General features: G+C 63.2%; 26 protein-coding genes and 1 riboswitch. Of the genes, 12 read left to right on the forward strand and 14 right to left on the reverse strand.

Features of this window, described 5'->3' with window-relative positions; genetic code table 11:
• Window positions 1–89: 89 nt before the first annotated feature.
• The 3 genes from AC57B1_RS21115 (at window position 90) to AC57B1_RS21125 (ending at window position 1867) form a co-directional block, all read left to right on the forward strand.
• The gene (locus AC57B1_RS21115) at window positions 90–656 is read left to right on the forward strand and encodes a lipocalin family protein (protein ID WP_496418548.1); all 567 of its coding nucleotides are present in this window, start codon (window positions 90–92) and stop codon (window positions 654–656) included.
• 104 nt (window positions 657–760) lie between these two features.
• On the forward strand, window positions 761–1333 hold the full coding sequence (locus AC57B1_RS21120; protein WP_496418549.1) for a helix-turn-helix domain-containing protein: 573 nt from the start codon (window positions 761–763) through the stop codon (window positions 1331–1333).
• Window positions 1334–1339: 6 nt separating this feature from the next.
• Entirely contained in the window at window positions 1340–1867 is a 528-nt protein-coding gene (locus AC57B1_RS21125; RefSeq protein WP_496418550.1) for a GNAT family N-acetyltransferase, read from the forward strand.
• 27 nt (window positions 1868–1894) lie between these two features.
• Here the strand turns inward: AC57B1_RS21125 and AC57B1_RS21130 are convergent, their stop codons facing one another.
• Together AC57B1_RS21130 and AC57B1_RS21135 are read right to left on the reverse strand one after the other, a co-directional pair.
• Window positions 1895–2290: a PaaI family thioesterase gene (locus AC57B1_RS21130; protein ID WP_091809312.1), complete on the reverse strand. Its 396-nt coding sequence runs from the start codon at window positions 2288–2290 to the stop codon at window positions 1895–1897.
• Between the two features lie 41 nt (window positions 2291–2331).
• A complete protein-coding gene (locus AC57B1_RS21135) occupies window positions 2332–2964 on the reverse strand; it encodes a LysE family translocator (RefSeq protein ID WP_496418551.1) in 633 nt (210 codons plus the stop codon).
• 209 nt (window positions 2965–3173) lie between these two features.
• Window positions 3174–3266: riboswitch (glycine riboswitch) on the forward strand.
• Window positions 3267–3456: 190 nt separating this feature from the next.
• Between AC57B1_RS21135 and AC57B1_RS21140 the strand changes: the two genes are divergently transcribed.
• Together AC57B1_RS21140 and AC57B1_RS21145 are read left to right on the forward strand one after the other, a co-directional pair.
• Complete coding sequence (locus tag AC57B1_RS21140; RefSeq protein WP_091808326.1) at window positions 3457–4668, forward strand: D-amino acid dehydrogenase; 1212 nt, start codon at window positions 3457–3459, stop codon at window positions 4666–4668.
• A 181-nt stretch (window positions 4669–4849) separates the two neighbouring features.
• Entirely contained in the window at window positions 4850–5110 is a 261-nt protein-coding gene (locus AC57B1_RS21145) for a BON domain-containing protein (protein WP_408345899.1), read from the forward strand.
• Between the two features lie 2 nt (window positions 5111–5112).
• Here AC57B1_RS21145 and AC57B1_RS21150 read toward each other — a convergent pair whose 3' ends face one another.
• Both AC57B1_RS21150 and AC57B1_RS21155 read right to left on the reverse strand, forming a co-directional pair.
• Window positions 5113–6279: an acetate/propionate family kinase gene (locus AC57B1_RS21150; protein WP_496418552.1), complete on the reverse strand. Its 1167-nt coding sequence runs from the start codon at window positions 6277–6279 to the stop codon at window positions 5113–5115.
• A 7-nt stretch (window positions 6280–6286) separates the two neighbouring features.
• The gene (locus AC57B1_RS21155; RefSeq protein ID WP_496418553.1) at window positions 6287–8680 is read right to left on the reverse strand and encodes a phosphoketolase family protein; all 2394 of its coding nucleotides are present in this window, start codon (window positions 8678–8680) and stop codon (window positions 6287–6289) included.
• Between the two features lie 416 nt (window positions 8681–9096).
• Here AC57B1_RS21155 and AC57B1_RS21160 point away from each other — a divergent pair, with 416 nt between their 5' ends.
• On the forward strand, window positions 9097–9222 hold the full coding sequence (locus AC57B1_RS21160) for a hypothetical protein (protein WP_286162203.1): 126 nt from the start codon (window positions 9097–9099) through the stop codon (window positions 9220–9222).
• A gap of 140 nt (window positions 9223–9362) precedes the next feature.
• Complete coding sequence (locus AC57B1_RS21165; RefSeq protein WP_496418554.1) at window positions 9363–9899, forward strand: ankyrin repeat domain-containing protein; 537 nt, start codon at window positions 9363–9365, stop codon at window positions 9897–9899.
• 151 nt (window positions 9900–10050) lie between these two features.
• On the opposite strand, the gene AC57B1_RS21170 is transcribed toward AC57B1_RS21165, so the two are convergent.
• The 4 genes from AC57B1_RS21170 to AC57B1_RS21185 form a co-directional block, all read right to left on the reverse strand.
• Window positions 10051–10743: an HAD family hydrolase gene (locus AC57B1_RS21170; protein WP_091808317.1), complete on the reverse strand. Its 693-nt coding sequence runs from the start codon at window positions 10741–10743 to the stop codon at window positions 10051–10053.
• A 15-nt stretch (window positions 10744–10758) separates the two neighbouring features.
• Complete coding sequence (gene gnd, locus AC57B1_RS21175) at window positions 10759–11856, reverse strand: phosphogluconate dehydrogenase (NAD(+)-dependent, decarboxylating) (RefSeq protein ID WP_286162239.1); 1098 nt, start codon at window positions 11854–11856, stop codon at window positions 10759–10761.
• A 298-nt stretch (window positions 11857–12154) separates the two neighbouring features.
• Complete coding sequence (locus AC57B1_RS21180) at window positions 12155–13477, reverse strand: sugar efflux transporter (protein ID WP_408345911.1); 1323 nt, start codon at window positions 13475–13477, stop codon at window positions 12155–12157.
• 174 nt (window positions 13478–13651) lie between these two features.
• The gene (locus tag AC57B1_RS21185; protein ID WP_091808309.1) at window positions 13652–13948 is read right to left on the reverse strand and encodes a DUF2628 domain-containing protein; all 297 of its coding nucleotides are present in this window, start codon (window positions 13946–13948) and stop codon (window positions 13652–13654) included.
• Between the two features lie 241 nt (window positions 13949–14189).
• On the opposite strand from AC57B1_RS21185, the gene AC57B1_RS21190 reads away from it, so the two are divergent.
• The 3 genes from AC57B1_RS21190 to AC57B1_RS21200 all read left to right on the forward strand — a co-directional run bounded on the left by AC57B1_RS21190 (window position 14190) and on the right by AC57B1_RS21200 (window position 16179).
• Window positions 14190–14510, forward strand: a complete 321-nt coding sequence (locus AC57B1_RS21190) for a thioredoxin family protein (protein ID WP_408345914.1) — start codon at window positions 14190–14192, stop codon at window positions 14508–14510.
• Between the two features lie 132 nt (window positions 14511–14642).
• A complete protein-coding gene (locus AC57B1_RS21195) occupies window positions 14643–15062 on the forward strand; it encodes a secondary thiamine-phosphate synthase enzyme YjbQ (RefSeq protein ID WP_496418555.1) in 420 nt (139 codons plus the stop codon).
• 97 nt (window positions 15063–15159) lie between these two features.
• Complete coding sequence (locus AC57B1_RS21200; RefSeq protein ID WP_496418556.1) at window positions 15160–16179, forward strand: class I fructose-bisphosphate aldolase; 1020 nt, start codon at window positions 15160–15162, stop codon at window positions 16177–16179.
• Window positions 16180–16243: 64 nt separating this feature from the next.
• Here the strand turns inward: AC57B1_RS21200 and AC57B1_RS21205 are convergent, their stop codons facing one another.
• From AC57B1_RS21205 to AC57B1_RS21230, 6 genes are all read right to left on the reverse strand, one after another.
• Complete coding sequence (locus AC57B1_RS21205) at window positions 16244–17266, reverse strand: alpha/beta hydrolase (protein ID WP_496418557.1); 1023 nt, start codon at window positions 17264–17266, stop codon at window positions 16244–16246.
• A gap of 91 nt (window positions 17267–17357) precedes the next feature.
• Window positions 17358–18440: a type VI secretion system baseplate subunit TssG gene (tssG, locus tag AC57B1_RS21210; RefSeq protein WP_496418558.1), complete on the reverse strand. Its 1083-nt coding sequence runs from the start codon at window positions 18438–18440 to the stop codon at window positions 17358–17360.
• Entirely contained in the window at window positions 18440–20329 is a 1890-nt protein-coding gene (tssF, locus tag AC57B1_RS21215) for a type VI secretion system baseplate subunit TssF (protein WP_496418559.1), read from the reverse strand. The genes tssG and tssF overlap by 1 nt, the downstream gene beginning before the upstream one ends.
• Before the next feature lie 333 nt (window positions 20330–20662).
• The gene (locus tag AC57B1_RS21220) at window positions 20663–20962 is read right to left on the reverse strand and encodes a hypothetical protein (RefSeq protein ID WP_091808297.1); all 300 of its coding nucleotides are present in this window, start codon (window positions 20960–20962) and stop codon (window positions 20663–20665) included.
• Window positions 20963–21105: 143 nt separating this feature from the next.
• Window positions 21106–23259 (reverse strand): hybrid sensor histidine kinase/response regulator family protein, encoded by a 2154-nt coding sequence (locus AC57B1_RS21225; protein WP_496418839.1) that lies wholly within the window; start codon window positions 23257–23259, stop codon window positions 21106–21108.
• Window positions 23260–23387: 128 nt separating this feature from the next.
• The gene (locus tag AC57B1_RS21230) at window positions 23388–23543 is read right to left on the reverse strand and encodes a hypothetical protein (RefSeq protein WP_496418560.1); all 156 of its coding nucleotides are present in this window, start codon (window positions 23541–23543) and stop codon (window positions 23388–23390) included.
• Window positions 23544–23569: 26 nt separating this feature from the next.
• Here AC57B1_RS21230 and AC57B1_RS21235 point away from each other — a divergent pair, with 26 nt between their 5' ends.
• Together AC57B1_RS21235 and AC57B1_RS21240 are read left to right on the forward strand one after the other, a co-directional pair.
• The gene (locus AC57B1_RS21235) at window positions 23570–25135 is read left to right on the forward strand and encodes an FAD-dependent oxidoreductase (RefSeq protein ID WP_496418561.1); all 1566 of its coding nucleotides are present in this window, start codon (window positions 23570–23572) and stop codon (window positions 25133–25135) included.
• Between the two features lie 121 nt (window positions 25136–25256).
• Window positions 25257–25439 carry a hypothetical protein gene (locus AC57B1_RS21240; protein WP_408345938.1) on the forward strand — a complete coding sequence of 61 codons (183 nt, stop codon included), beginning with the start codon at window positions 25257–25259 and terminating at the stop codon, window positions 25437–25439.
• The last annotated feature ends 2 nt before the right edge of the window (window positions 25440–25441 follow it).

The raw sequence follows: 25441 nt of genomic DNA on the forward strand, positions 1-25441 counted from the left end.
TCGGCTCATGCAAGGGCGGAAGCGGCCGTTCGAGATTCGATTTTGAATGACTCCAAGGGGTCGTCTGGCAACGTTCGTCCGCCGCTAACGTGCTTTATTTTCCGTTTTCGCAAGCGACCCCCATTTCACTCGTGGTCGGCGCAGTCTGCCTGCTTGGCGCGTGCGCGCTCAGCCCGGCCGGCAAGAGCGGCAACGCGCACGTGCCCGAGCCCGCGAAGCCCGTGGACCTGAGCCGCTATCTCGGCCGATGGTATGAACTGGCGCGCTATGAAAACCGCTTTGAGCGCGATTGCGAAGCCGTCACCGCCGAGTACGCCACGCGCGACGACGGCCTGATCGACGTGATCAACAGCTGCCACCAAGGCGCGGTGAACGGTCCGCTGGACGTCGCGAAGGGGCGCGCGAAGGTGGTCGCCGACTCGGGCAATGCCAAACTGAAAGTGTCGTTCTTCGGCCCGTTCTTCTTCGGCGACTACTGGGTGCTGGATCACGCGGACGACTATAGCTGGTCGATCGTCGGCGAGCCGAGCGGACGTTATCTGTGGATCCTGACGCGTGAGGCCATGCCCGCTGCGAGCGTGAAAGACGCGCTGATCGAGCGGGTTCGCGCGCTGGGTTACGACACGTCGATGCTGCGTATGACAAGGCACGAGTAAGTCGCGCTCCTGACCGGCTAACCGACGGTTGGTCCGCGTCAGCCGGACCGACCCGATTTTTGTCATCATTGACCGTTTTCCATATTCGGGATATTTTCTCTAATATGGAAACCCCACTCTCCGACGACAACGCCATCGACCGCCGTATCGCCCAGCGGCTGCGGGCGCTGCGCGCCGAGCGCAACTGGTCGCTCGACGATCTTGCGAAACTGAGCGGCGTGAGCCGCGCAACCCTCTCGCGCCTCGAAAACGCCGCCGTCAGCCCCACGGCGAGCGTGCTCGGCAAACTCTGCGTGGCTTACGGCCTGCCCATGTCGCGCCTCATGCACATGGTCGAGGAGGACTTCGCGCCGCTCGTGCCGCGCGACGCCCAGCCGCTCTGGACCGACGCCAGCATCGGCTTCCGGCGGCGTTCCGTGTCGCCACCCGCGCAGGCGTTGAGCGGCGAGGCGCTGGAATGCGAACTCGACGCCGGCGTGCGCATTACCTACAACGCGTCGCCGCGGCCCGGGCTCGAACATCATCTGATCCTGCTGGAAGGGCAGTTGCAGATCACCGTGGACGGCCAGCGCCACGACCTGCAACCCGGCGACTGCCTGCGCTACCAACTGTTCGGCCCCAGCGCTTTCGTGACGCCCGCGCACAGCGCGGCGCGCTATATTCTGTTCATCGTGTGAGCCAGCATGAGCGCGACCACCCTCACCCCTTTCTCCGCCGACGACCTCGTGCGTCATCTCCCTGAACTCGGCGCGCTGCTGGGCGCCTGCGTGCATGACGGGGCCAGCGTCGGTTTCGTGATGCCGTGTGGCGCCGACGAGTGCGAAGCGTTCTGGCGCATCAAAGTGCTGCCTTCGTTGCGTGCCGGCGGCCTGATGTTGCTAGTCGCGCGTCAGGGCGAAGCGATTGCGGGCACCGTGCAACTGGATTACGACACGATGCCGAATCAGCGGCATCGCGCCGAGGTGCGCAAACTGCTGGTCCATCCGGCGTTCCGCCGTCAGGGCATTGCGCGGGCGCTGATGACGGAACTCGAACGCCGTGCGCATGAATTGCAGCGCAGCCTGCTCACGCTCGACACCCGCACCGGCGACCACGCCGAGCCGCTCTATACCGCACTGGGTTATCGGACAGCAGGTGTGATCCCGGGATACGCGCGTGGCACGCACACCCATGAGTTCGACTCGACCACCATCATGTACAAGGCGCTATGAGCGAAGCGCGGGGCCGGCCTGTGCGCCTCACGCGGTCTTCGAATATTTGAACGTGCCCTGCGCGCTGGCGATCAGCAGCTTGCCGTCCACCCACGCCTCGCTCCGCGAGAAAAAAATCGAGCGGCCCGCGCGCTCCAGAAAACCCTTGGCGGTGACCAGTTCACCGAGTCCCTTATCGAGATAGTTGGTGGTCAGCGACAGCGTGAACGCATGCCGGGCCGGGTCGCCGCTCGGCGCGAAGATGCCCGCATAACCCGCCGACGCATCGAGCAGCGTCGCGATCGCGCCGCCTTGCAGCACGCCCTGGCGATTGAGCTTGCTGGCATCGATCGGCATGACCAGTTCCGCGTAACCGTCGCGCCATTGCGTCAGGCGAACGCCGAGCGATTCGAGAAACGGGTTGTCGATGGGAAAGTCGGACATGAGCATGCCTTTGTGTTCGAGATGAGAGATGCAAGATGCGCTCAACGGCGCGAATCGAGCGCAATGCGGACCGCAAGTCCGGCAAGCACGGTGCCCATCAACCAGCGCTGCACCAGCAACCACACCGGCCGCCCGGCGAGAAACACGGCAATCGAGCCCGCCATGCTCGCGATCAGCGCATTGACCGTCACGCTGATGACGATCTGCACGCAGCCGAACGCGATCGACTGCGCGAGCACGCTGCCGTGCCCCGGCGAAATGAACTGCGGCAGCAGCGACAGGTACATCACCGCGATCTTCGGATTCGCGAGGTTGGTGACGAGCCCCATGGTGAAGAGCTTGCTGCGGCTGTCGTGCGGCAGGTCGCGCACCTGGAACGGCGAACGGCCGCCCGGTTTGACCGCTTGCCAGGCCAGATACAACAGATAGAGCGCGCCGCCGAAACGCAATGCGTCGTACGCGTAGGGCACCGTCAGCAGCAGCGCGGTAATGCCGAACGCCGCGCAGAACATGTAGAACACGTAGCCGAGCGCGACGCCGCCAAGAGAAACGAGGCCCGCGCGACGCCCCTGACAGAGCGATCGCGAGATCAGGTAGATCATGTTCGGCCCGGGCGTGAGCACCATGCCGAGCGAGACCAGACCGAAGGCGAGCAGCGTTGTGAGGGCGGGCACGGCATTCTCCTTGGCGAATGAAAGTCGGACAGTGCCGCCAAATATAGCCGATGCCGCCGATTTCAGCGTCGCGGCCGGCTTGAGAAATTCGCATTGGCGTATGAGCCGCATTCATGTTCAATTGCGGCGCTTCTGGCCACTTCTTGCGCGGTGACTCGCACGAAACACTTGCGGCGAATTATTTTGAACGGTATCGTCGAGCCGTTCTGCAATGCAGCGCGGGAGAGATCGTCAGAAATTCGGACGACGCCGACGGAGCAACCGCCCCGGAAACTCTCAGGCAAAAGGACCGCGCAGCAGGAACATCTGGAGAGCGGCGCACCGGCATACCGCGTGCGCCCACCGAAGGGGATTCTCCGCGCACGGCTCATCACTCATGACGGGCCGGCCGCCGCGGGGAAGAAACTCTCAGGTACATGGACAGATGGGGCATCGACGCCGGTTTCGACATGAAATCGACACCGGTGATGCTCAACTACTCTGGACCATGACATGTCACGAATCGCCATTATCGGCGCCGGCATTACCGGCGTCACGACCGCTCACGCCCTCGCCCAGCGCGGCCACCACGTCACCGTTTTCGAACGCCACCGCTATGCGGCGATGGAGACCTCGTTCGCCAACGGCGGGCAGTTGTCCGCCAGCAATGCCGAAGTCTGGAACAGCGCGGCCACCGTCATGAAAGGCCTGCGCTGGATGCTCACGCGCGACGCCCCACTGTTGCTCAATCCCACACCCACCTGGCACAAGTACTCGTGGATGGGCGAATTCCTGCGGCAGATTCCGCACTATCGGGCGAACACCGTCGAAACCGTGCGGCTCGCGATCGCCGCGCGCGAGCATCTGTTTTCGATTGCCGAAACCGAAGGCATCGACTTCGATCTCGAACGGCGCGGCATTCTGCATATCTACAAGACGCGCAAGGAATTCGATGCCGCCAGCAAGGTGAACGCATTGCTGCGCGAAGGCGGCCTCGAGCGCAGCCCGGTGACGGCGAGCGAGCTGCATGGCATCGAACCCACGTTGCACGGCGATTTTTACGGCGGATTCTTCACGCCGTCCGATTCGACCGGCGATATTCACAAGTTCACGCGCGGCCTTGCTCAGGCGTGCGTGCGGCACGGCGTCGAATTTCATTACGATGCCGAGATCACCTCGATCGAGCAGCCTGCCGAGGGCCGTTTTACACTGGCGGTCAATCTCGAAGGCGAATCGCAGCGCTTTGCGTTCGAACGGATCGTCGTCTGCGCCGGGGTGAAGAGCCGCGATTTTGCAGCCATGCTCGGCGACCACGTGAATATCTATCCGGTGAAGGGCTATTCGATCACTGTTTGTCTCGATGACGAAATCAGCCAGCAGCGCGCCCCCTGGGTGAGCCTGCTCGACGACAGCGCGAAGATCGTGACGAGCCGCCTGGGCGTGGATCGCTTTCGCGTGGCCGGCACGGCGGAGATCAACGGCTTCAACCGGGATATCCGTTCGGACCGGATTGCACCGCTAGTGGACTGGACGCGGCGGTATTTCCCTGAGGTATCGACCTCGCGCGTGATTCCGTGGGCGGGCTTGCGGCCGATGCTGCCGAGCATGCTGCCCAAGGTGGGCCGTGGAAAACGGCGTGGCGTGTTCTACAACACCGGGCACGGACATTTGGGCTGGACCTTGTCGGCCGCAACCGCGCAGGCACTCGCGGGCGCGATTCAGTAGGCGTGATGCGGGGGTTTCGCTGAGGGCGTTGGCTCGACATCACAGTCGTCGCCCGACTTGAACTCCCCGTGCTGCGGGAGTTTGGGCGGCGGCTGTGGCGTGAAATCGCCGCCGTCAGCCAATGGCAGATGCTCCATTTCTGCTAGTGTTCTTCCATCCGTGTTACTTCGGTGGAGAACCCATGCCGCACGCCCGCACCGCAAAAACCAAGGCACACAACACACGCCTGAGCGACGCACAGATCGCCATGGAAGCGACGCGGCGTCTCGCCTGGGACGCCGCGGTTCCCGAGCATGCCGTGAAGGTCCAAGTCTCGCGCGGCCGTATCACGCTGCATGGCGAGTTGCAGCGCGACCAGCAACGCACCGCTGCACTCGAAGACGTGACGCGCCTGTTCGGCGTAACGGGCGTTCTGGATCACACTGTCATCAAGCCCGAATGAAGTCAGCCCTTGGTTGCCTGACGTACAAGCGCGCGGCAATGCCGCGCGATCTGCTTTTCCTCCTCGGTGTGAATCGCCTTCACCTTGCCCGCCGGATCGCCTTCGGTTAGTCCCATGAAAGCCAGTCCGTCGCAGACGCGCGTGCGAATCGCCTCGCTGTGCTCGCCAATGCCGCCGGTAAACACCAGCAAATCGATTCCGCCCAGCAACGCCGCATAGCCGCCGATCGTCTTACGCACCGCAGTGGCAAAGGCATCGATCGCGAGCGACGCATTCGCATTGCCCGCCGCAGCGCGTTTTTCCAACGCCTGCATATCGCTCTCGCCATCCGCGTAGCCGGCAAGACCGCTCTCGCGATTGAGCAGCGTCTCCAACGCGCCGGCATCGAGCCTCTCCACGCGCATCAGATACAGCAGCACACCCGGGTCGAGATCGCCGCTGCGTGTGCCCATCGGCACGCCGCCGGTCGGCGTCAGGCCCATCGACGTATCGATCGACTGGCCGTCGCGCAACGCGCACACGCTCGAACCGTTGCCGAGATGCGCGAACACCGCGCGCGCCGGCAAGTCGGCGCCGAGCCGCGTCACCAGTGATTCATAAGACAGCCCGTGAAAACCGTAGCGCATCACGCCGGCCTCCACATAACGGCGCGGCAACGCGAGTTGTGCCGCGCGCGGCGGCAGCGTGGCGTGAAACGCCGTATCGAAACAGGCGAAATGCGGTGCATCGTAGAAAATTTTCTCGGCCTCGTCGATCAACGCAAGTGCCGGGGGAATGTGCAGCGGCGCAAAGTGCACGGCGTCCTGCAATTGACGCCGCACGTCGGCGCTAATCCGCTGATGCATGCGCAAATGCGGCCCGCCATGCACCACCCGATGCCCTACCGCCGAAGGCCGCGCATGATGCTGTTGCGCGAGCACCTGCGCGAGCTTTTGCAGCGCGTCGGTCTGCGATTCCAGTTCGTGCTCCTGCTGCAGCAGCACGCGGCCGTCGGGCGCCTTGATCCGCAAACTGCCGTCGCTGCGTCCAATGCCTTGCGCGCTGCCTTCCAGCAGGAGCGATTCGTCGCCACTGGCGTACCGGAACAAGCCGAACTTCAGCGACGACGAACCGCTGTTCAACACCAGAATCGTTTGATCGTCAGCACCGTCTGGAGTGCGTATGGTCATGACCCGCTCAGCCTTTCCACGTCCAGTTGCGGATCTCTTCCCGGTCGATGCCCTCGGCATGCGCATACGCCAGATGTTCGATGATCTGGCCACGCAACCATTCCTTCGCATGGTCGCCGACCCCGCGCAGTTTCGGCACGCGATCGATCACGTCGATCGCGAGCGAAAAGCGGTCGACCTGGTTGATGATCGCCAGTTCGAGCGGCGTGTTGATGTTGCCCTTCTCGTGATAGCCATGCACATGCAGGTTGTCGTGGTTCGTGCGGTTATAAGTCAGCTTGTGAACCAGCGACGCATACGAGTGGAAATTGAAAATCACCGGTTTGGTGGCGGTAAACAACGAATCGAAATCGCGGTCGGACAAACCGTGCGGATGCGCGTGCTCCGGCATCAACCGGAACAGATCGACCACGTTGACAAAGCGGATCTTCAGGTCGGTGAACTGCTCCTTCAGAATCTGCACGGCGGCGAGCGCCTCCATGGTCGCGATGTCGCCCGCGCAGGCCATCACCACATCGGGCTCGACGCCCTGATCCGTCGACGCCCAGTCCCAGATGCCGATACCTTTGGTGCAATGCGTGACCGCCGCGTCCATGTCGAGATACTGCAAATGCGGCTGCTTGTCGGCGACGATCACGTTGACGTAATCGCGCGAACGCAAGCAATGATCGGCGACGCTTAACAGGCAATTCGCGTCCGGTGGCAGATAGATACGCACCACGTCCGGGCTCTTGTTCGTAACGACATCGAGAAAACCGGGGTCCTGGTGCGTAAAGCCGTTGTGATCCTGCCGCCACACGAGCGAGGTGATCAGCAGGTTGATCGACGGCACCGGCTGGCGCCAGCCGAGATCACGTTTCGCCTTCTCCAGCCACTTGGCGTGCTGATTGAACATGGAATCGATCACGTGCACGAACGCTTCGTAAGTGGCGAACAGGCCGTGCCGGCCGGTCAGCACATAGCCTTCGAACCAGCCTTCGAGCGTGTGTTCACTGAGCATTTCCATCACGCGGCCGTCCACCGATAGTTCGCCGCCGTCCGCGTCGCTCGGGACGGTCTGCGCGAGCCAGGTTTTCCCGGACGCTTCATAGATCGCGGTCAGCTTGTTGCTCGCGGTTTCGTCGGGGCCGAACACACGAAAGTTCGTCATGTTCCGGCGCATCACTTCGCACAGGAACTTGCCGAGCACTTCGGTCGGCGATAGATACGAGCCACCCGGTTTCTTCACCGCGGCCGCGAAATCGCGAAACGCCGGCATGTCGAGCGTCTTGCATAACAGGCCGCCGTTCGCATGCGGATTCGCGCTGATCCGGCGCGCCCCCTTCGGGGCGAGCTCGCGCAACTCCGGCACGAGGCGCCCCGCTTCGTCGAACAGCGACTCGGGCTCGTAACTGCGCAACCAGCTTTCCACCAGCTTCAGACTCTTGCCATTGGTCACCGGATCGAGCACCGGCACCTGATGCGCGCGCCACGAGCCTTCTACCTTGTGGCCGTCGACTTCCTTCGGGCCGGTCCAGCCTTTGGGCGAACGCAGCACGATCATCGGCCAGCGTGGCCGCGACGCGTCGTTGCGCTCGCGCGCATGCTGCTGGATCGCGCGGATTTCTCCGATGCACTGTTCGAGCGTAGCCGCCATCTGTTGATGCATGACGGCGGGATCGTCGCCTTCGACGAAATACGGCTTGTGGCCGTAGCCGGACAGCAAGGCTTCCAGCTCTTCGCGGGGAATGCGCGCGAGAATGGTCGGATTGGCGATCTTATAGCCGTTCAGATGCAGTACCGGCAACACCGCGCCATCACGGATCGGATTGAGGAATTTGTTCGAGTGCCACGAGGTGGCAAGCGGCCCGGTTTCCGCTTCGCCGTCGCCGATCATGACGGTGACGATCAGATCGGGGTTGTCGAACGCCGCGCCGTAGCCGTGCGAGAGGCTATAGCCGAGTTCGCCGCCTTCGTGAATCGAGCCGGGCGTCTCGGGCGTGCAATGCGAACCGATGCCGCCGGGAAACGAGAACTGCCGGAAAAAGCGCTGCATGCCGGCTTCGTCTTCGCTGCGGTCCGGATAGATTTCCGAGTAATGCCCTTCCAGATAGCAATGCGCGAGCGTGGCCGGCGCACCGTGACCGGGACCCGCCACGTAGATGACATTCAGATCGAGCTTCCTGATCAGCCGGTTCAGATGCACCAACAGGAAACTCTGCCCCGGGTCCGAACCCCAATGGCCCAGCAAGCGGTTCTTGATGTGTTCGGGCTTCAGCGGTTCGCGCAGCAGCGGATTGTCGCGCAGATAGATCATGCCGGCCGAGAGGTAGTTGCAGGCGCGCCAGTAGCGATCCATGTTGCGCAACGTATCGGCGTCTAGAACTTGCGGCGGTGTAGGACGGGAAGTTGCTTCAGCCACGGCTTCACTCCTTGAAAAGGACGGTCAGGCGGGTTAGCGGGTGCGGCGGCGGTGATGGTTCGTGATGCGGCGGGCGCGCAGAAATCAGCGCACCCGGCCATCCTGTCACGCAGATGACATAACGAAAGCGTAGAGGCCAAACCTCATTGCAGCGGGAATCCATGCCGCTTTTCAGGCGGCGAGCCCGTTCACGTCACGCAGTGTGACAGGAAGCGCGCGGCATGGTTCGATGCAATCGCCTCCGGTTTGAGCCAACACCGTCTGCGCAGAAACGCAGATGCTCGGCATCGCGCCGCTTGCGCCAGACTTAAGCGCATATTAAGGGAATGCGTTTATGCTCGTGAAGCTGTACGCACGGCGGCGGAGCGCATCCGCGCATCCCGCTTTGTCTACCCTCCTCACCTGACCACTCGATCATGCCGACACCCAGCCGCTGGAAAGCACCGTTGATCCTCGTTATCACATTCGTGCTGCTGTTCGCGGGTGTCGCTGTTCTGATCGGTGTGTTCGGCTTGCTGGTCAAGCTGTTCGGGCACGGCTGAGCGCTGCGGCGCTGACGCGGGCGTGGCCGGCCCAAGATGTGTATCCTGAGAGAATCTTGCCGGCGCCATCTCATGCATACTCGTGCGTATTCATGCGTTCGCGAGACTTGCGGCGCCCGGCTTACTGCAAGGAGATGCCATTGACGGACCACGCTGATACTTCCCCGCCCGCCGGCCAGCCGATCGACCCGGAATTGCTCGAACTGGCGCAGCAGGTCTTCGACCTCGCGCGGCGCGGCGATGCCGCGATGCTCGCGGCGGTGATCGAAAAAGGCGTACCGCCGAATTTGCGTAACGACAAGGGCGACAGCCTCGTCATGCTGGCCAGTTACCACGGTCACGTCGAAGCCGTGCGCACGCTGCTCGAACGCGGCGCCGATCCGAACCTGCGCAACGACAACGGGCAGACGCCGATAGCGGGCGCGGCTTTCAAGGGCTTCGACACGGTGATCGAAACCTTGCTCGCGCATGGTGCGGATGTGGAAGGCGCGTCGCCGGACGGACGCACCGCGTTGATGATCGCCGCGATGTTCAATCGCACGGCGATCATGGAATTGCTGATTGCGCACGGCGCTGATCCGAAAGCGCGCGATGCGAATGGCGTAACGGCCATGGACGCAGCCGGCCGTATGGGCGCCGGCGAAGCGCAAGCGCGTTTGAAGGAGCTTGGTTCCTGAGACGCAGCGCGTTTGCAGGAACCTGGCTCTTGAACCGCGGTGAGGCTTGAAGAAACTCGGTTCTTGCGCTGGAGCGGCGTTGGCTTGCGGCGCTTGTTACATCTCTGTGAGCGGGAATGATCCACGCAGACTCGCAAGCGCCGCGAAAGACCTAGCCTTTCTCCGCCAACAGCCACTCCACGTCGATATCCACCAGCTCTCCGATTCGCTCGACGGTCACATCCGCCGGCGGATTGCTGGCGATCTCTTTCGGGTCGAACGCATAGTGCCCCTGGCGGGGAAACACCGTCGTCAGTTTCGCCCCCCACGCCCTTTTCATGGCTGCCAGAATCCGCAGCTTGTCGTCGACCATCACATAGTGGCGGGCGGGATAACACTCCATCACCTGATCGAGCATCAACTCTTTGTGGATGTAGATCAGCACCCGCCCTTCGACCTCATCCCATAGCCCGGAGCGTTCGATCTTGCGCGGCTGGAACACCACATCTCCGTCGGAGAGGATAACCGTGGGACCGTGTGCGCTCAGGTGCCGCAGCACATTCAGCGCGCCCGGATACAGACGGCTCGCAAACGGATAGTCGATCAGGAACGAGGACATGAGCAGGAGCCGCGTGTCGCGCGGCCGCTCAAGGCGATAGCGCTGCAGCGCGCCCAGGTAGTCGGCGTAACCGAGTTCCGTGCGCAGCGTCTCGAAGATTTCCCAGTATCGCGCGGCGTTCTGCGCGCCGAACTCCCGCATCATGTGCGCGCGCAGATCGGCCAGCACAAGGTCGTTGTCCAGCAGGGTGTTATCGCAATCGAACAGAAACACGACGTCGTGCGGCGTAGCAGTAGTGGCTTGCATCGCGGCTCCCTGGAATCAGCCTTTCGGCCCATCGGACGGCGTGGCCGCTTTCTCGACGTGGCCGCCGAAATCATGCCGCATCGCCGAAAGCACCCGGTTCGCAAAATCCGCTTCGCCGCGCGAACTGAAGCGCGCGAACAGCGCGGCGCTCAGCACCGGCGTGGGCACGCCTTCGTCGATGGCGGCCGCCACCGTCCAGCGCCCCTCGCCCGAATCGGATACGCGCCCTGCGTAGTTCTGCAGATCGGCGTCGCTGACCAGCGAGCCGGCAATCAGATCGAGCAGCCATGAACCGATCACGCTGCCGCGCCGCCAGACCTCGGTGACGTCGGCGAGATTCAGATCGTACTGATACAACTCGGGACGCCGCAGCGGCGACGTTTCGGCGTCGGCCTCGCGCGCGTGCTTGCCGGCGTCCGCGTGGCGCAGAATGTTCAGCCCCTCGGCGTAGGCGGCCATCAAGCCGTACTCGATGCCGTTGTGAACCATCTTGACGAAGTGCCCCGCGCCGTGCGGCCCGCAGTGCAGAAAGCCCTGCTCCGCGGTGCTCGCGCCGCTGACTCGGCCGGGTGTAGCCGGCGCGGCGCCCGCGCCCGGCGCGAGGGTGGAGAAAATCGGTTCGAGCCGCTTCACGACCTCCGGTTCGCCGCCGATCATCAGACAGTAGCCGCGCTCGCGGCCCGCCACGCCGCCACTCGTGCCGACGTCCACATAGTGAAGCTGGCGTTTGGCCAACTCAGCGCTGCGGCGAATGTCGTCGTGATAGTAGGAATTACCGCCGTCGATCACGATGTCGCCGGGCTCCAGCAAAGGCACGAGTTTCTCCAGCGTCATATCGACCACCGCGGCCGGCACCATCAGCCATACGGCGCGGGGCTTCTCGAGTTGCGCGATCAGATCCTCCAGCGACGCCGCGCCCGCCACGCCGTCCTGTTTCAGCTTCTCCACCGCCGCGGGCTGCACGTCGTAAGCGATGCATTGCTGACCGCCCTTCGTCAGACGCCGCACCATGTCGGCGCCCATGCGTCCCAATCCAATCATGCCTAGCTGCATATCTCGCTCCGGAAAGTGCCTCGTTGCGCTGCTCGATTTGCTTCGTTGTACTGCGGCAATGTTTGTGATTTCGCTGCGTGTTCCAGTGGCGGCGCGAACGATCGCGCGCGACTACGCTTACTTTAGTGGTGTTTTCCTGCGTGCGCCAAACGCGCGGCGGCCACGCGTTTGTCTCGTGCTGCGAAGCTGCGCCACCGTATGTATCGAAAGACGATACGCTTCTTTGCAGAGGCTTTGCGCGGCGTAAAGTTCCTGACATGAGTGGCTGCGCGGCATCCCGCTCGTGCAGGCTTCGATTCGGCTGACGGACCTCTTACACTTCGGCCTCGCGGGCGGGGACTCGAACGGGCTCGAGCGTCTATTGCCGCCTTGCCTGAAGTTTGCCGTATTGCGAACGCACAAAACGCTTCACGGCCTGCCACATCACCGGATAGCGATCGCCCGGCACGGCGAAGAGCACGAGCGCGCATAACGCCAGCAAGCCGCAGAACATAAACGTGCCGCGATAGCCGAACGCCTGCACCAGCAAACCGGACAACACGCCCGAGAGAATCGAGCCGACCCGCGCCGCGTTGAAGAAGAGCGCGGTGGCGCGGCCGGGCGCGTGGGGCATCAGATCCTGCACGTACGTCATGCCCAGACACGACGTCACCGCGACGACGAACGCGTTGAGCATCTGCATGGGAATCAGCACATGGACATTGCCCGCCAGTGCCATCCCGGCGAAATACACCGCGTGCACCGCAGCACACGCGCCGAGCCAGTTCGGCTTGTGCAACGCCGACGACTTCGCGCCGAGCGCGAGCATCATCGGAATCTCCATCAGAGCCCCGAGGCCGAGCATGATCGACACGTCCAGATGCGTGCCGCTCAGACCGTGCACGATATAGAGCGGCAGCACGATCATGGTGGCGTTCGCGGCAAGGCCGAGCAACGTGAGCGCGGCAACCGCGCGGCGGATGTCGTTGGCCGAGGCGACGCCGGGCAGGTCCTCGTGCGCGTCCTCGCCGGGTGCGGTGAGCGGCGGCACGGTAATCGAAGCGGAAGGTTCGGACGCCGTGTCTTCCACCGTGTGATCGCCCAGATGACCCTGCGGCTCCCGCATGCGCCAGACAATGGCCGCGCAGGCACCGAAACTGGCGGCGGCGAACAGAAACAGCCCGTAGAAGCTGCTGGCGGCGAGCACCAGCGCGCCCACCGACGGCCCGAACACCCACGCCGCCGAGAGAATCGTCCGCAAGGTCGCGCTGGCGAACACGCGCTCCGCCGGATCGGCTACCGGCAAGGCCGCGCGGCTGAACGAAAAGACCATGGAAATAGCCGAGCCGCCCGCGCCGATAAAGACGATCCCGACCACCAGCAGCAACCGGTAGTCACGCACGACGCATAAACACAGATAACCCAGCGCCGCCGCCACCAGCGCCGCCAGCAGCAAGGGTCGGTGCCGTCCGCTCGCGTCGCTCCAGCGGCCCGCGAAGGTGCTGGCGAGCACCCCGCTCGCCGCGATCAGCGTCATGAAGACGCCGAGCCTGAACGGCGTCATGCCCGCGCGCTCGACGCCGAACAGGGAAAGATAGGGAGCGGTGAACGACATCGCCACACCGAGCATCAGAGTCGCGGCGGCGAGCGGCTTGAAGCCGGGGATGCGTAGCAGGTCGAAAAAACGTGAGGTTTTCAACACGGGGGCGGAGGATCAGGGAAAGCGAGCCTGCCACGCGCTATGCGCGCCGCAAACTTCGTGGCCGGAACGACCGGGGCATTATCGGCTTAGCTTGCGGGCGCGTAAACCCGCGTCACCGCGTCCCAAAATTGCGAAGCACATTCGCCGGTCGCAGGCCGCAGGATGCGGCGCCGGTTACAGCACGACGTAGCCGCGCTTTTCCAGCGTCCAGCGGTGCCACTGATTGCCATAGAAGCCGCAGGCCATGCCGAACACCACCGACAGCGCCAATCCGATCAGGTCGGCGGTTTCGCCCCACAAGCCCGAGCAGAACAGCAGAAGATTGACTGCCAGCATGACGAACGCGGCAAACCACATTTTCTTCGACAACGCCCAGATGAAACCGAGCAGACACGCGCCCCAACTGAAGCCCGTGGCGACCGCGACGGTTTCGTCCTTGCCCGGGTACCGCAGATAAATCCTTTCGCCCATATCCTTTCCTGACCACGATGATTCGCCGCCGCCTCGCGGCCTCGACGATGTTTACCACGTCATGCCGGCAACTGTGCGAGTCCGCGTGAAATTCACGCTGCCGCGTGCTTCGCCGCACGTTGGTCGGCGCGGCGTTGCCTGACGATCGCGGGCATAGCTGCTACTCTTACCAGATTCACACGCAGGGCGCGCCATCACAGCGCAACCCCGCCAGCACAGGTTAAACCGCTTCGGAGCACGCATGGCCACGCAGACCGCCTATTCTTCCAAAGCCCCCTCGCGGGCCGAGCTCGATGCCCTGCCGGGCACCACCATCGTCGAATTCGGCACGGACTGGTGCGGCTATTGCCAGGGTGCGCAAGCATCGATTGCCCAAGCGCTCGAACCGCATGCGGACGTCCGGCACCTGAAGATCGAAGACGGCCCGGGCCGGCCGCTGGGCCGCTCGTTCAAGGTCAAGCTGTGGCCCACGCTGATCCTCATGCGCAATGGCGCCGAAGTCGCGCGCGTGGTGCGACCGGCGAACGCAACGCAAATCGCTGAGGCGTTCACATCGCTCTAAATGTCTCTTTAATGTCTCTTTAATGTCGAGTTACGTCGAACCGCGTCGTGCTGTACGCACAGCCACTGATGCGCCGCCGCATTGGCCCACGCCACGCAGACACGAATACGCAAGACCCGACCCACAGCTATCATGCGCCAAGCCATCCATCACCTGAGCGTCAAAGCCCGCAGCCGCGGGCTCGTCGAGTTCACCGATGAAGCGCGGCGCTTCGTCGCCGGGCAAGCCATCGAGACCGGCCTGCTGACGCTCTTTTGCCGTCATACGTCCGCTTCGTTACTGATTCAGGAAAACGCCGACCCTTCGGTGCAGCGCGATCTGGAGCGCTACTTCGCGAGCCTCGCGCCCGAAGACACCGAGCGTTACGAACACGACGCCGAAGGCCCCGACGACATGCCGGCGCATTTGCGCACGGCGCTCACGCAAGTGCAATTGTCGGTGCCGGTCGAACATGGGCAGATGGTGCTCGGCACCTGGCAAGGCTTGTATCTGTTCGAACATCGCCGTCATACGCAGCATCGGGACATCGTGCTGCATCTGCTCGGTGAATGACGGCGCGAGTCGCGGCCGTGTATGTTTCAAGGTGCATTGTTGACAGAGATTCGTTGCAACATTTCATCCGCGAACCGGATTAAAGGGAGCACACCTCATGGACACCCGTAGCGAATTGCAAGCCACCATCAAGGCGATGGTTCAACCCGGCAAAGGCCTTCTCGCCGCCGACGAAAGCGGCCCGACCATCGCCAAACGCTTCAAGACGATCGGCCTCGAATCGAGCGAGGAAAATCGCCGCGCCTATCGCAACCTGTTGCTCACCACGCCCGGACTCGGCGAATTCGTGAGCGGCGTGATTCTCTACGAAGAAACGCTGGGCCAGAAAGCGGACGACGGCACGCCGTTCCCGCAACTCGCCGCAAAAAATGGCATGGTGCCCGGCATCAAGGTGGATCTCGGCAAGATTCCGCTCGCGCTCGCCCCGGGCGACGAAATCACCGAAGGGCTTGACGGACTCGCCCGCCGTTTCGCCGACTACAAACGGCAAGGCGCGCGTTTCGCCAAGTGGCGCGCGGTCTACAACATCACGGCGAGCCTGCCGAGCCGGCTGGCCATCGAGGCGAATGCGGATTCGCTGGCACGCTACGCGGCGATCTCGCAGGAAGCGGGCATCGTGCCGATCGTCGAGCCCGAAGTGCTGATGGACGGCGAGCACACCATCGAGCGCAGCGCCGAGGTCACCGAGGCCGTGCTGCACGAGGTATTCCATGCGTTGCACCGGCATCGCGTGGTCCTCGAACATATTCTGCTCAAGCCGAGCATGGTGATCGCCGGCTCGGAACACGCGCAACAGTCGTCGAGCGCCGATATTGCCGCTCATACCGTGCGGGTGCTCAAGCGCACCGTGCCGTCGGCGGTGCCGGGTATCGTATTTCTGTCCGGCGGCCAGTCGCCGGAAGAAGCGACCGCGAATCTCGACGCCATGAATCGTCTCGGCGCGCTGCCGTGGAATTTGAGCTTTTCCTATGGCCGCGCGTTGCAGGAACCGCCGCTGCAAGCCTGGAGGGGCGAGGCGAGCCACGTCGAGCAGGCACAGCAGGCGCTGCTCAAACGCGCGCGTCTGAACAGCGCTGCCGCGCTGGGCAAGTACGAGGCCGCGCAGGAAAAGAGCTAGCCTGAACGCCGCACGGTCCGTTGCGTGCCGAGATCGGTCGAGAACAGCGGACCGCGCCAACGCGTCAAAGCGGCGCCCCGCCGAATGCCTGGCGCTGCGCGAGCGACACGAAGGCCTGCGCGTCGCGCGCCGCCTGCACCACGGCCGCCATGCCGAAGAACTCGTGAGTCGCGCCACGGTAATTGCGATGCTCGACGGGCACGCCCGCGCCGTGCAGCTTCTGCACGAGTTTCTCACCGTCCGAGCGCAGCGGATCGATGCCCGCCGTGACAACGACAGCCGGCGGCAAGCGTGACAGATCGGCGCTCACCACGTCGATCAACGGACTGGTGAGATCGCTCTCGCTATTGATCACGTTATGCAGGAACCAGAGCATCATCGGCTTGTTCAAGGGCCGGGCGTTGCGATTCTCTTCATAAGAGATCGACACGATATTGTTGCTCGCCACCGGATAGATCAGCGACTGGTGCATCGGCATGCGCGTGCCCGTGTCGCGTGCGCGAATCGAAACGTTGATCGCGAGATTGGCGCCGGCGCTCTCACCCATTACCGCAATCTTGCCGGGGTCCCCGCCGAGGCTCGCCGCATTGCCCACGAGCCAGCGCCACGCGGCAAACGCGTCTTCGTGGGCGGCCGGCAGCCAGTGCTCCGGCGCCTGACGGTAGTGCGCGGAAACCACGATCGCCCGGCTTTGCGCGGCCATGGAACGCGGCGTAGCGTCGTAGGTATCGAGATCGGCGATCACCCAGCCGCCGCCATGAAAATACAGAATCAGCGGGAATGGCCCCTCGCCTTGCGGGGTGTACACGCGCGCGGGATTGCTGCCCGCCGCGCCGGGAATCATGATGTCCTCGGTGCGCACGGCCTCCAGCTCCAGCGCGGGGCGCGCGCTGAACGCAGGGTCGCTCAGCAGCTTTTTCACGGCATCGGTGGGCGTGGGTTGCTGGCGAGCTTCGGCTACGGTGCAATCCTCGATTGGCTTGGGGTTCAAACTCTTGAGCGCGTCGAGTACGGCTTTCATCTCGGGATCGGCGTGACCCGTGGGATCCATGCCGACCATGCCTTTAATGGTGTCACCGAGTGTCATGGCGATGCTCCTGATGGAAGATTTCACGGATCCATCGAAGCTGTGAACACCGCGCTCGACCCCCGTGCATGCCGTGAGATTCGAGCAAGCGCTATTCCTGTCGCAGATTGGCGCATGGCGGCGCGAAACGGCTAAAGAATTGCGCCGCATAGCGCTCCGGTTTGAAGCGTACGCAGGCGAGGCGGTCGTCGTGTGGTGCATGGCCGAGCCAGCCCGACCAGCCGAGTTGCTGCGGGCCGCCTAAAATGGCCGGCGGCGCGCTCTGCGGTTCGAGACGCAACTCGAGCTCCCACTCGAACTCAAAGCCGACAAACGTCCTGACCCATTCGACGAGCTTCGGCAAATCAGCGCCTCGCGGCGTGAAGCGCAGGTACGCGGCGATATCGAGCGGACCGACGACAATGCGAAAGGTGTGCTGACAGTCGGGCACCTGTTCGCCCAGCAACGCGCCCACCGTCATGGTCGAAGCGGCGCCCGGCTTGCCCAGATAGCTGTGATCTTCTGCATCGACATCGATCCAGCTGAACACGGATTCCTCGATCGCGACCGGAACGCCGAAGTAGCGCTCTAGCGTCATGCGCAGCCCGTCGGAATTGCGCGCCTCCCGCACGAGGTGCGCCGAAGCCGCGAGCCGTGCATGCGCGGGCAACGGGCCGTGACCGATCTCGCGGATGTCCTGGCCCGTCAGGCTCGCCACATAGAACGAAAAGCGCTCATTGTCAGCGCGATCGAGTCCCGCGGTAGCTTGCGCGGATGCCCAGGCCCGATAAAGCAGCGTCAGATAGCGGTGATGGAAGATATCGAGAAAATTGACGAGCGTGGCGTCGTTGCGGCTCTGGTCGCGGTCACGCGCGATTTCGGTCACGTGAATCGGCAACGGTCCGTTCGGCCCGAGCATACCGAGACCGAACAGGCGCACCTTCAACCGTCCGTCGGCTTCGTCTACGCTCGCGATCTCGCGCGGCGCGAAACACAGGCTGGGTTGCTGCCCGAGACGAAACGGCTCAGCCTGCGGGCGTGACGCCGTTCCGACCGGATCGATCCACTTGTCGGCGCCGATGCGACGCAGCAGCGCGAGAAATCCGAAGCGCCACGGTTCGGCCTGCAAATGCCCGATCAGCGCCGGCGAGAGCAACGTGCGATGCGTGATGGCCCCGAAAGAAACGCGCTCCATCAGAGCACTCCGCGCGTGTCCATACGCACCGGCCAGCGCGCGACGCGACCGCGTTGCATCGAATGCAGTTCAGTCTGCGTGAACGAATTGATGGACGCGCGGCGCGCGAGATAGTGTTCGAGAATCAGCCCGAACAGATACGGGCTGGTCCCCGAAAATCCCGTTTCGTCGACCGTCAGTTCGCACGCCACGCCGCGACCGAATACCAGCATGCCGTTGCCAGTCAGCTTGCGTGTGACAGCACGCGTTTTTACGCCGACGAGACTCTCCACCTGGCGGCGCTGGTCCGTCGTCTCATCCGTCACGAATAGCCGCAACAGATCGCGCAAACCCTGGGCGTCGGCGCGGTGATCGAGATCGTCGAGCGGCAAATAATTGAAGTTGAGTTGGCGAATCAATCGCCATGCCAGTTCGCGCCCGGCATAAGGCGCTTTGGGCGCCGTGGGCCGGCGAATCAGGCCGATGCTGTCTACCGGCCCGCTGTCATCCAGTTCGAGATCATTCACGCCGTCACGTGGGACGAGGCTCGCCAAATCCCGGTTGGAGGCGAGCGCGGCCACCGAGAGGTAGCGAATCTCTTCGCGATACGGCGCCTCGTGCTGATCCACGAGCGACACGTACACCTCCGTGCCGATGTACTGCGTGCGGCTACCATAGCGACGCGCCGAATCGGAAATCAAACGGCGTTCGCGGCGCGTTGAAAAGTAGCGCCCGTAATTACCTTCGTCGTTATTGAGTGACTGATATAGCGGGCGGAACTCGAACTCGGCGGATTCCGTCGTTGCCTGCGCTGTGAGGGATTGGATGGAGAACACTTCGTAGTCCAATGGAGCAGCGCGAGCCGGAATCACCCTGAACTCGGTGTCCGTGCCATTCAACGCGATATTGTCCATGCGCATTGGAAACAGATTGATCACCGGTGTGCAGAAGAGCGCGAAACGTGACGCATCGACCAGATTCAAGAGCCGCTCGGGCGCTCGGTCGAGTAGCACGACAATCTCGACCTCGTCGCCCTTTGTTCTGCGAAAACCCGCCTCGAGTCCTGTCAGCGTGAAAAAGTAGAAGCGGGCCGGACACGCGAAATACTCCTGCAACAGGTTGTGGCCGTGAAATTTCGACCAGGAAAGCGGCAACAGCCCCTGATCGGGACCAAGGCTTTCATGCACCACGGCGTCGCCCGAGACCACTGAAAGCAGCCCACCCGCCACGCCGAATTCGCGAGGCGCGCCCGTAATCGACGCTACGCTCGCCGTGTGCAGCAATTCGAAGAGATGCGATGCAATCTGCTCGTCGCCCGTCAGATAAATGGGCAGCCTGTCCAGGTCCCGCAGACCGGCAATGTCCATTCCGTTGAGCGTGCGCAATCGCAGTCGCAGCGCGCCGCGCACGTCGGTATTGGCCAGCAGATAACGTTCGAGCGCGGGCATGTCCGGCGGAACGCCGGTTAAGCGCGCCTCGACGATTTCGAGCGGATAGAGCATGACGTCCTGACTACTCTGGAAGCGGCAAACCGTATTTTCGCCGGGAGGCATACGCGATCTGAGTGTCGAACCGCGCGGCACCCGAAAACCTTCGGCCGCGTTGACGTACTTGCGCCCCGGAAAGAAACGCGCAACGGCCATGGAAGGCGTGGGCGCGACGTAGTTGGGATACAGCACATCGAGCAGATGCCCGGTGAAACGAGGAAACTCCGCGTCGAGCTTGATCCGCATGCGCGCTGCCATCAAGCAGAACGACTCGATCAGACGTTCGACGTACGGGTCGGCCATATCGCCCGCTTTCATGCCGAGGCGTTGAGCGAGCCGGGGATGAGCCTGCGCGAACGCGGGAGCAAGCTCGCGCATGTCAATCAGCTCCTGATTGTAGTAATCCAGCAGTCGAGGATCCATCGGCGATTTGGTGTTGTTCTTGTGGCGGACTCGCTGACACGGCACGTGCGTCGCGCGAAACGTCTGTCCGCATGCGAATCCCGATGTACGTCCAATCAGCGACTGCCGCATTTTTACCCGGCACTGGAAAGCGTTCAATCAGCGTTGCGGGGAAATAATCGTCAACTACTCAGGGGGGCGTGTCGGCGGGGCACATCCACATAACTGAAATCGTTATGGAAGGTTAACTTTCATGAGGATTACCGAGTGAACTGTGAGCGGATTGTCCCCTACGTACCGAAGAAGAAAGCGTAAAGCCTGACTCAGCGTTGTTCGCCGCGTCAGGCCTTTTCGTCACTGCCCCTTTGTATCGCTGCTGGCATCCGCACCCGGCATATTGGTGGAGTCGGTTGCAGGCTTGCTCGCCTTCGACGACTTCGTGTGATGCTTTTTGGTCGACTTGGAATGCGCCATCGCGCCCGATGCCTGCATGTCGCCGCCTTCACGTGTCGCGCCGGCCGTCGTGCCGGCATTCGGATCGTTGCCAGCCGGGCCACCACCGCCGCCACCCGCGCCTTGCGCCATGGCGAGCGAAGATGCGGCGAGCAAGGTCGAGATGAGCAACACGCTGCGGGTTTTGTTTCCGATGTTCATGACATTCTCCGGTTCGAAAAAGAAGCGGGTTGCGCCGGCTGATCCAGCCCGACACGCATACCTCGTCCTCTTTTCAGCAAGGGCTGTGCCGCGAGTCATGAAATGCTTCCAACACGCAACGCCACACGTTACGGCCTGCGAGCTTACGGTTCGCAAACTACGAGCGCGTGCAATTCGTCGATATTGAATGGCTTGGCGAGAATCGCCACGCCTAGCCGCCGCGCGCGTTCGAGTTCGTCGGCGTAGCCGGTCATCAAGGCGATCTTCTGCGACGGCCACGCGCTGCGCACTTTCTCCGCGAGGTCGATGCCGTTGAGCTTGCCGGGCATCTGGATATCGGAGAGCACGAGCTCGAAGCGCGCGCCGCCCGTGAGCAGGTCGAGCGCCTGATCGGCGGTCGGTTCATGGCGTACCTCGCAGCCGAAGGTTTCCAGCACCGCCGCCACACCCGCCGCGACGTCCTCGTTGTCCTCCACCAGAAGCACCACGCCGCTCGGCGCGGGCACCGCCGCCTGCGCCGTTTCGATTTGCGTCGCCGTCGCCTTCTGACGTTCGCGATATCGCGGCAGATATAACCTGACCGTCGTGCCGCTGCCCGGCACGCTTTCGATCTTTGCCGTGCCGCCGGCCTGTTCGCACATGGAAAGCACCTGCGCGAGCCCGAGACCGGTGCCCGAGCCGCGCAGCTTGGTGGTAAAGAGCGGTTCGAACGCGCGCCGCGCGACGGCTTCGGGCATGCCTTCGCCGTCGTCGGAACAGGCAATCAGAACGTACTCGCCGTCGGGCAGCAAGGTGTCGCTGCCGACCAGCCGGTTGTTCTGACAACGAATCACGAAGCGTCCACCGCGCGGCATCGCGTCGCGCGCGTTGACGGCCAGGTTCATGATCGCGTATTCGAGGTCGGTCGGATCGGCCAGCACCTGCCAGACGCTGTCGACCATGTTCAGCGCCAGTTCCACATTGTCGCCGAGCGCCGCGTCGATCAGCGGCGCGGCGGCGGGCAACCATGTGGCGAGATCGAGCGGCTCCTGTTTGAGCGGCTGCTTGCGCGCCACGCTCAGAAGGCGGCGTGTGAGCGATTCGGCCGTGGCGGTGGCGCGCTCCACCGCGAGCACTTCTTTCTCCACGTGGTTGAAGCGTTTGAGCCGTGCGAGCTCCGTGTTGGCGGCGACCACCATCAGCAGATTGTTGAAATCGTGCGCGACATTCGCCACGAGATTGCCGAGCGCGCCCATGCGTTGCAGTTGCCGGCTCGACGCTTCGGCTGAAAGACGCATCGCCACTTCACCCTGCCAGCGTTCCCACGCGCGGCGCTCGCCTTCCAGTTGACGCAGCGAGTAAAGCACCAGCAGCCAGATGGCGAGACAGGGCACAGCCGTCAGCGCAGCGATCAGAATGAAATGCTGCCGCCATGCCGCACCGATCGACGAGGTCGCGTACGCGCTCATCACATAGAGCGGATAGTCGCCCACGCGGCGGAATGCCAACAGGCGCTCGACGCCGTCCACGGTTGAGTTCAAACGGACGTGGCCGAACAGTTGTTTGTCGCGCAACGCCTGCGTGAATTTGCTTTGCGGAGTGGGCTTCGCGCCAGCCGGCCAGGGCGGATAGCGGACCAGTAGATTGCCGTCCTGCCGATACAGGCCCATCGCCAGCGACGAATCACCATTCGTCAGCTCACGATAGAAGCGCGAAAAGTACTCGTTGCGCAGCGCGACCGATACTACGCCGAGGAAGCGGCCATCGGCGTCCGAGCGCCCTGTCGCGGTGGTGAACACGTTGGTTTGCGACAGTGGTCCGAACATTGGCAGCGAAAAATACTGCTGCGGACGCATTGCCTTGGCGGACAGGAAGTCTTCACGCTGACCGATCGAGATGGCGGGCGCGGGAAATACGCGGCTCGACACGAGCAGATCGCCTTTCGCGCCGAGCAGGTAAATGGACGACACTTGCGGAAAGTCGCCGCCGATTTCACGCAGACGATCATGCAGCATGGGTTCGCGTGCGCGAATTTGCGTTTCGTCCTCGTTGCCGAGCAACTCCACGATGCGTGAGGACATCTGCTGATTGAGGTCGAGCACCTTCACCGCCTGTTCCTCGGCAACGCGTGCGAGCCGCTCGATCATGTCGTCGGAATCGGCAATCCGGCGCTGGTAGTCGAAGTAGCCGTAGCCCGCGAGGCAGATCAGAGGAAACACAATCGACACCGCCAGCACGATCAGAAGCATGCGCCGCGTCGCGGCGAAATTGCGCGAGGGCATCGGGACATCGACTGCGACACGTTCCGCACGCTGCACGGTCAAGCTCTCCGTGAAAGGACAAGATAGTTGAAGGAAAGTACGCCACGCGATGTGCCGCGCGCGGTCGTGCGCTCGGTCGTACGCTGGGTCGTGCGCTATTTCCCTTCCCCGGAATTTACCGCACTTCAGGCGTTCTCCATAGCGTGATAGCCGTGGAACAGGCGCTTGGACAGTTGCAAATCGTTGGGCACGTGGATTGCTGCACCACGGGAATACAGCAGGATGAAAGGCGCGCTGCAATACGCGCGCCATTGTGCATTGCGCGCCGTCTGCGCCATCACGTTTCATCGCCCGTGAGGAGTTCGCCATGCCCACGATTGCCCGACGCGTCGCCCAGCTATCGCAATTGCGATCGGACCGCGCCGAACGCTTCGTCGTGGATGGCAAACCGATCCTGCTGGTGCGCGACGGCGATACCGTGCACGCCTATTCCGCCGATTGCCCGCACGCCGGCGCACCGCTGGAAGAAGGCGCGCTATGCCACGGCCGGATTATCTGCCCGTGGCACAAGGCAACGTTCGACGTCGCCACGGGCAACGTGCTCGAACCGCCCGCGCTGGTCGCGCTCGACCGCTATCCCGTGGTCGTCGCCGGCGACGATGTGATGGTGACGCCGGAAAAACTACCGCAACCGGTGCGCAACGCAAGTGAGCTCAAACCGCACTACGTTGTATTCGGCGCGGGCGCGGCAGGTGCCGCGGCTTGCGCAGCCCTGCGCGAATGCGGGTTTAGCGGTCATCTGACGCTGATCGGAGCAGAGCCGCATCTGCCCTACGACCGCACGGCGTTGAGCAAATTCGTGCCGTCCGGTGAAATGCCGGCGGCCGACGTGCCGCCGCTTCTACCGCAAGACTGGTTCGAGCGGCATGACGTGGAGCGGATCGTCGGCAACGTCGCACGGCTCGATGTGCCCGGCCGCACGATTCATTTCGAAACCGGCGGCAAGCTGTCTTACGACACCGCCTTGCTCGCCACCGGCAGCGTACCGAAGTTGCCGGCGATTCCGGGCGTCGAACTCGGCGGCGTGCATGTGCTGCGCAGTCTCGACGACGCCGCCGCACTCGTCGACGCAATCGGCGACGATGCCGGGCAAACTCACGTGGCGATTCTCGGCAGCAGTTTCATCGGACTCGAAACGGCTTCCGCGCTGCGCAAACGCGGCACACCGGTCACCGTTATCTCGCCGGAGAAAGTGCCGTTCGCGAAGCAGTTCGGCGAGCGCGCCGGCGTCATGTTCCGTGAACTTCACGAGAGACATGGCGTGGTGTTTCGTCTTGAGGCGAAGGTCGCCTCGCTCGAAGGCGAGGAAGGCGACGTCCACGAGGTCATGCTCGAGAATGGCGACGCCATCTCGGCCGATCTCGTCTTGTTGGGCACGGGCGTCGCGCCGGCCACCGGTTTTGTCGAAGGACTGCCGCTGCAGAAAGACGGCGGCGTGATCGTCAACGCCGGCATGCAAGCCGCGCCCGGCCTGTATGCGGCGGGGGATATCGCAGCGTTTCCGTTGCATGATGACGAGGAACCGTTGCGCATCGAACACTGGCGCGTCGCACAGCAGCATGCGCGCATTGCCGCGGAAAACATGTGCGGAGCGCGCCATCGCTACGCCGGCGTGCCGTATTTCTGGACCTATCACTTCGGCAAACGTTTCGAATATCTCGGCCATGCGAACGAGTGGGACGAGATCGTGATTGACGGCGACCTGGATCAGCAGCAATTCGTCGCGCTGTACGTGAAGGACGCCAGGGTGATCGCGGCGCTGGCATGCGAACGCGAAGCGCAGACCGCTCGCCTGATCGATGCCATGGCGCGAGGCGTGTCGCGCGCGGATGCGCTGGCGATGATCAGAGACGCATCGTGCGTCGCGCAATGAACAATTCAAACACTAACGACCCGCGCAGAACGATAGCGCGACGTAAGGCAACACCCGGATCGGCCCGCGTGGCTGGCCTCGCCGACTCGATGATGACTCAATGACCTGAAGGAGAAACGCCATGACAGAACAGAAGGAAAAGCACCCGCACTCGGACAAGAGCGAAAAGCAGATCGACCGCGAGGTCGAAGACAGCTTCCCCGCGAGCGACCCGCCCTCCACGGGCGGCACCACGAAGATCGTCCCGGACAAGGAGGCTACTTCGAAAGACAAGTCGGCAGCGAAGAAACCCGCTGGGCATTAAAC

It is taken from the genome of Paraburkholderia sp. BGA-UO-ETr-F21 (genome assembly GCF_059567925.1).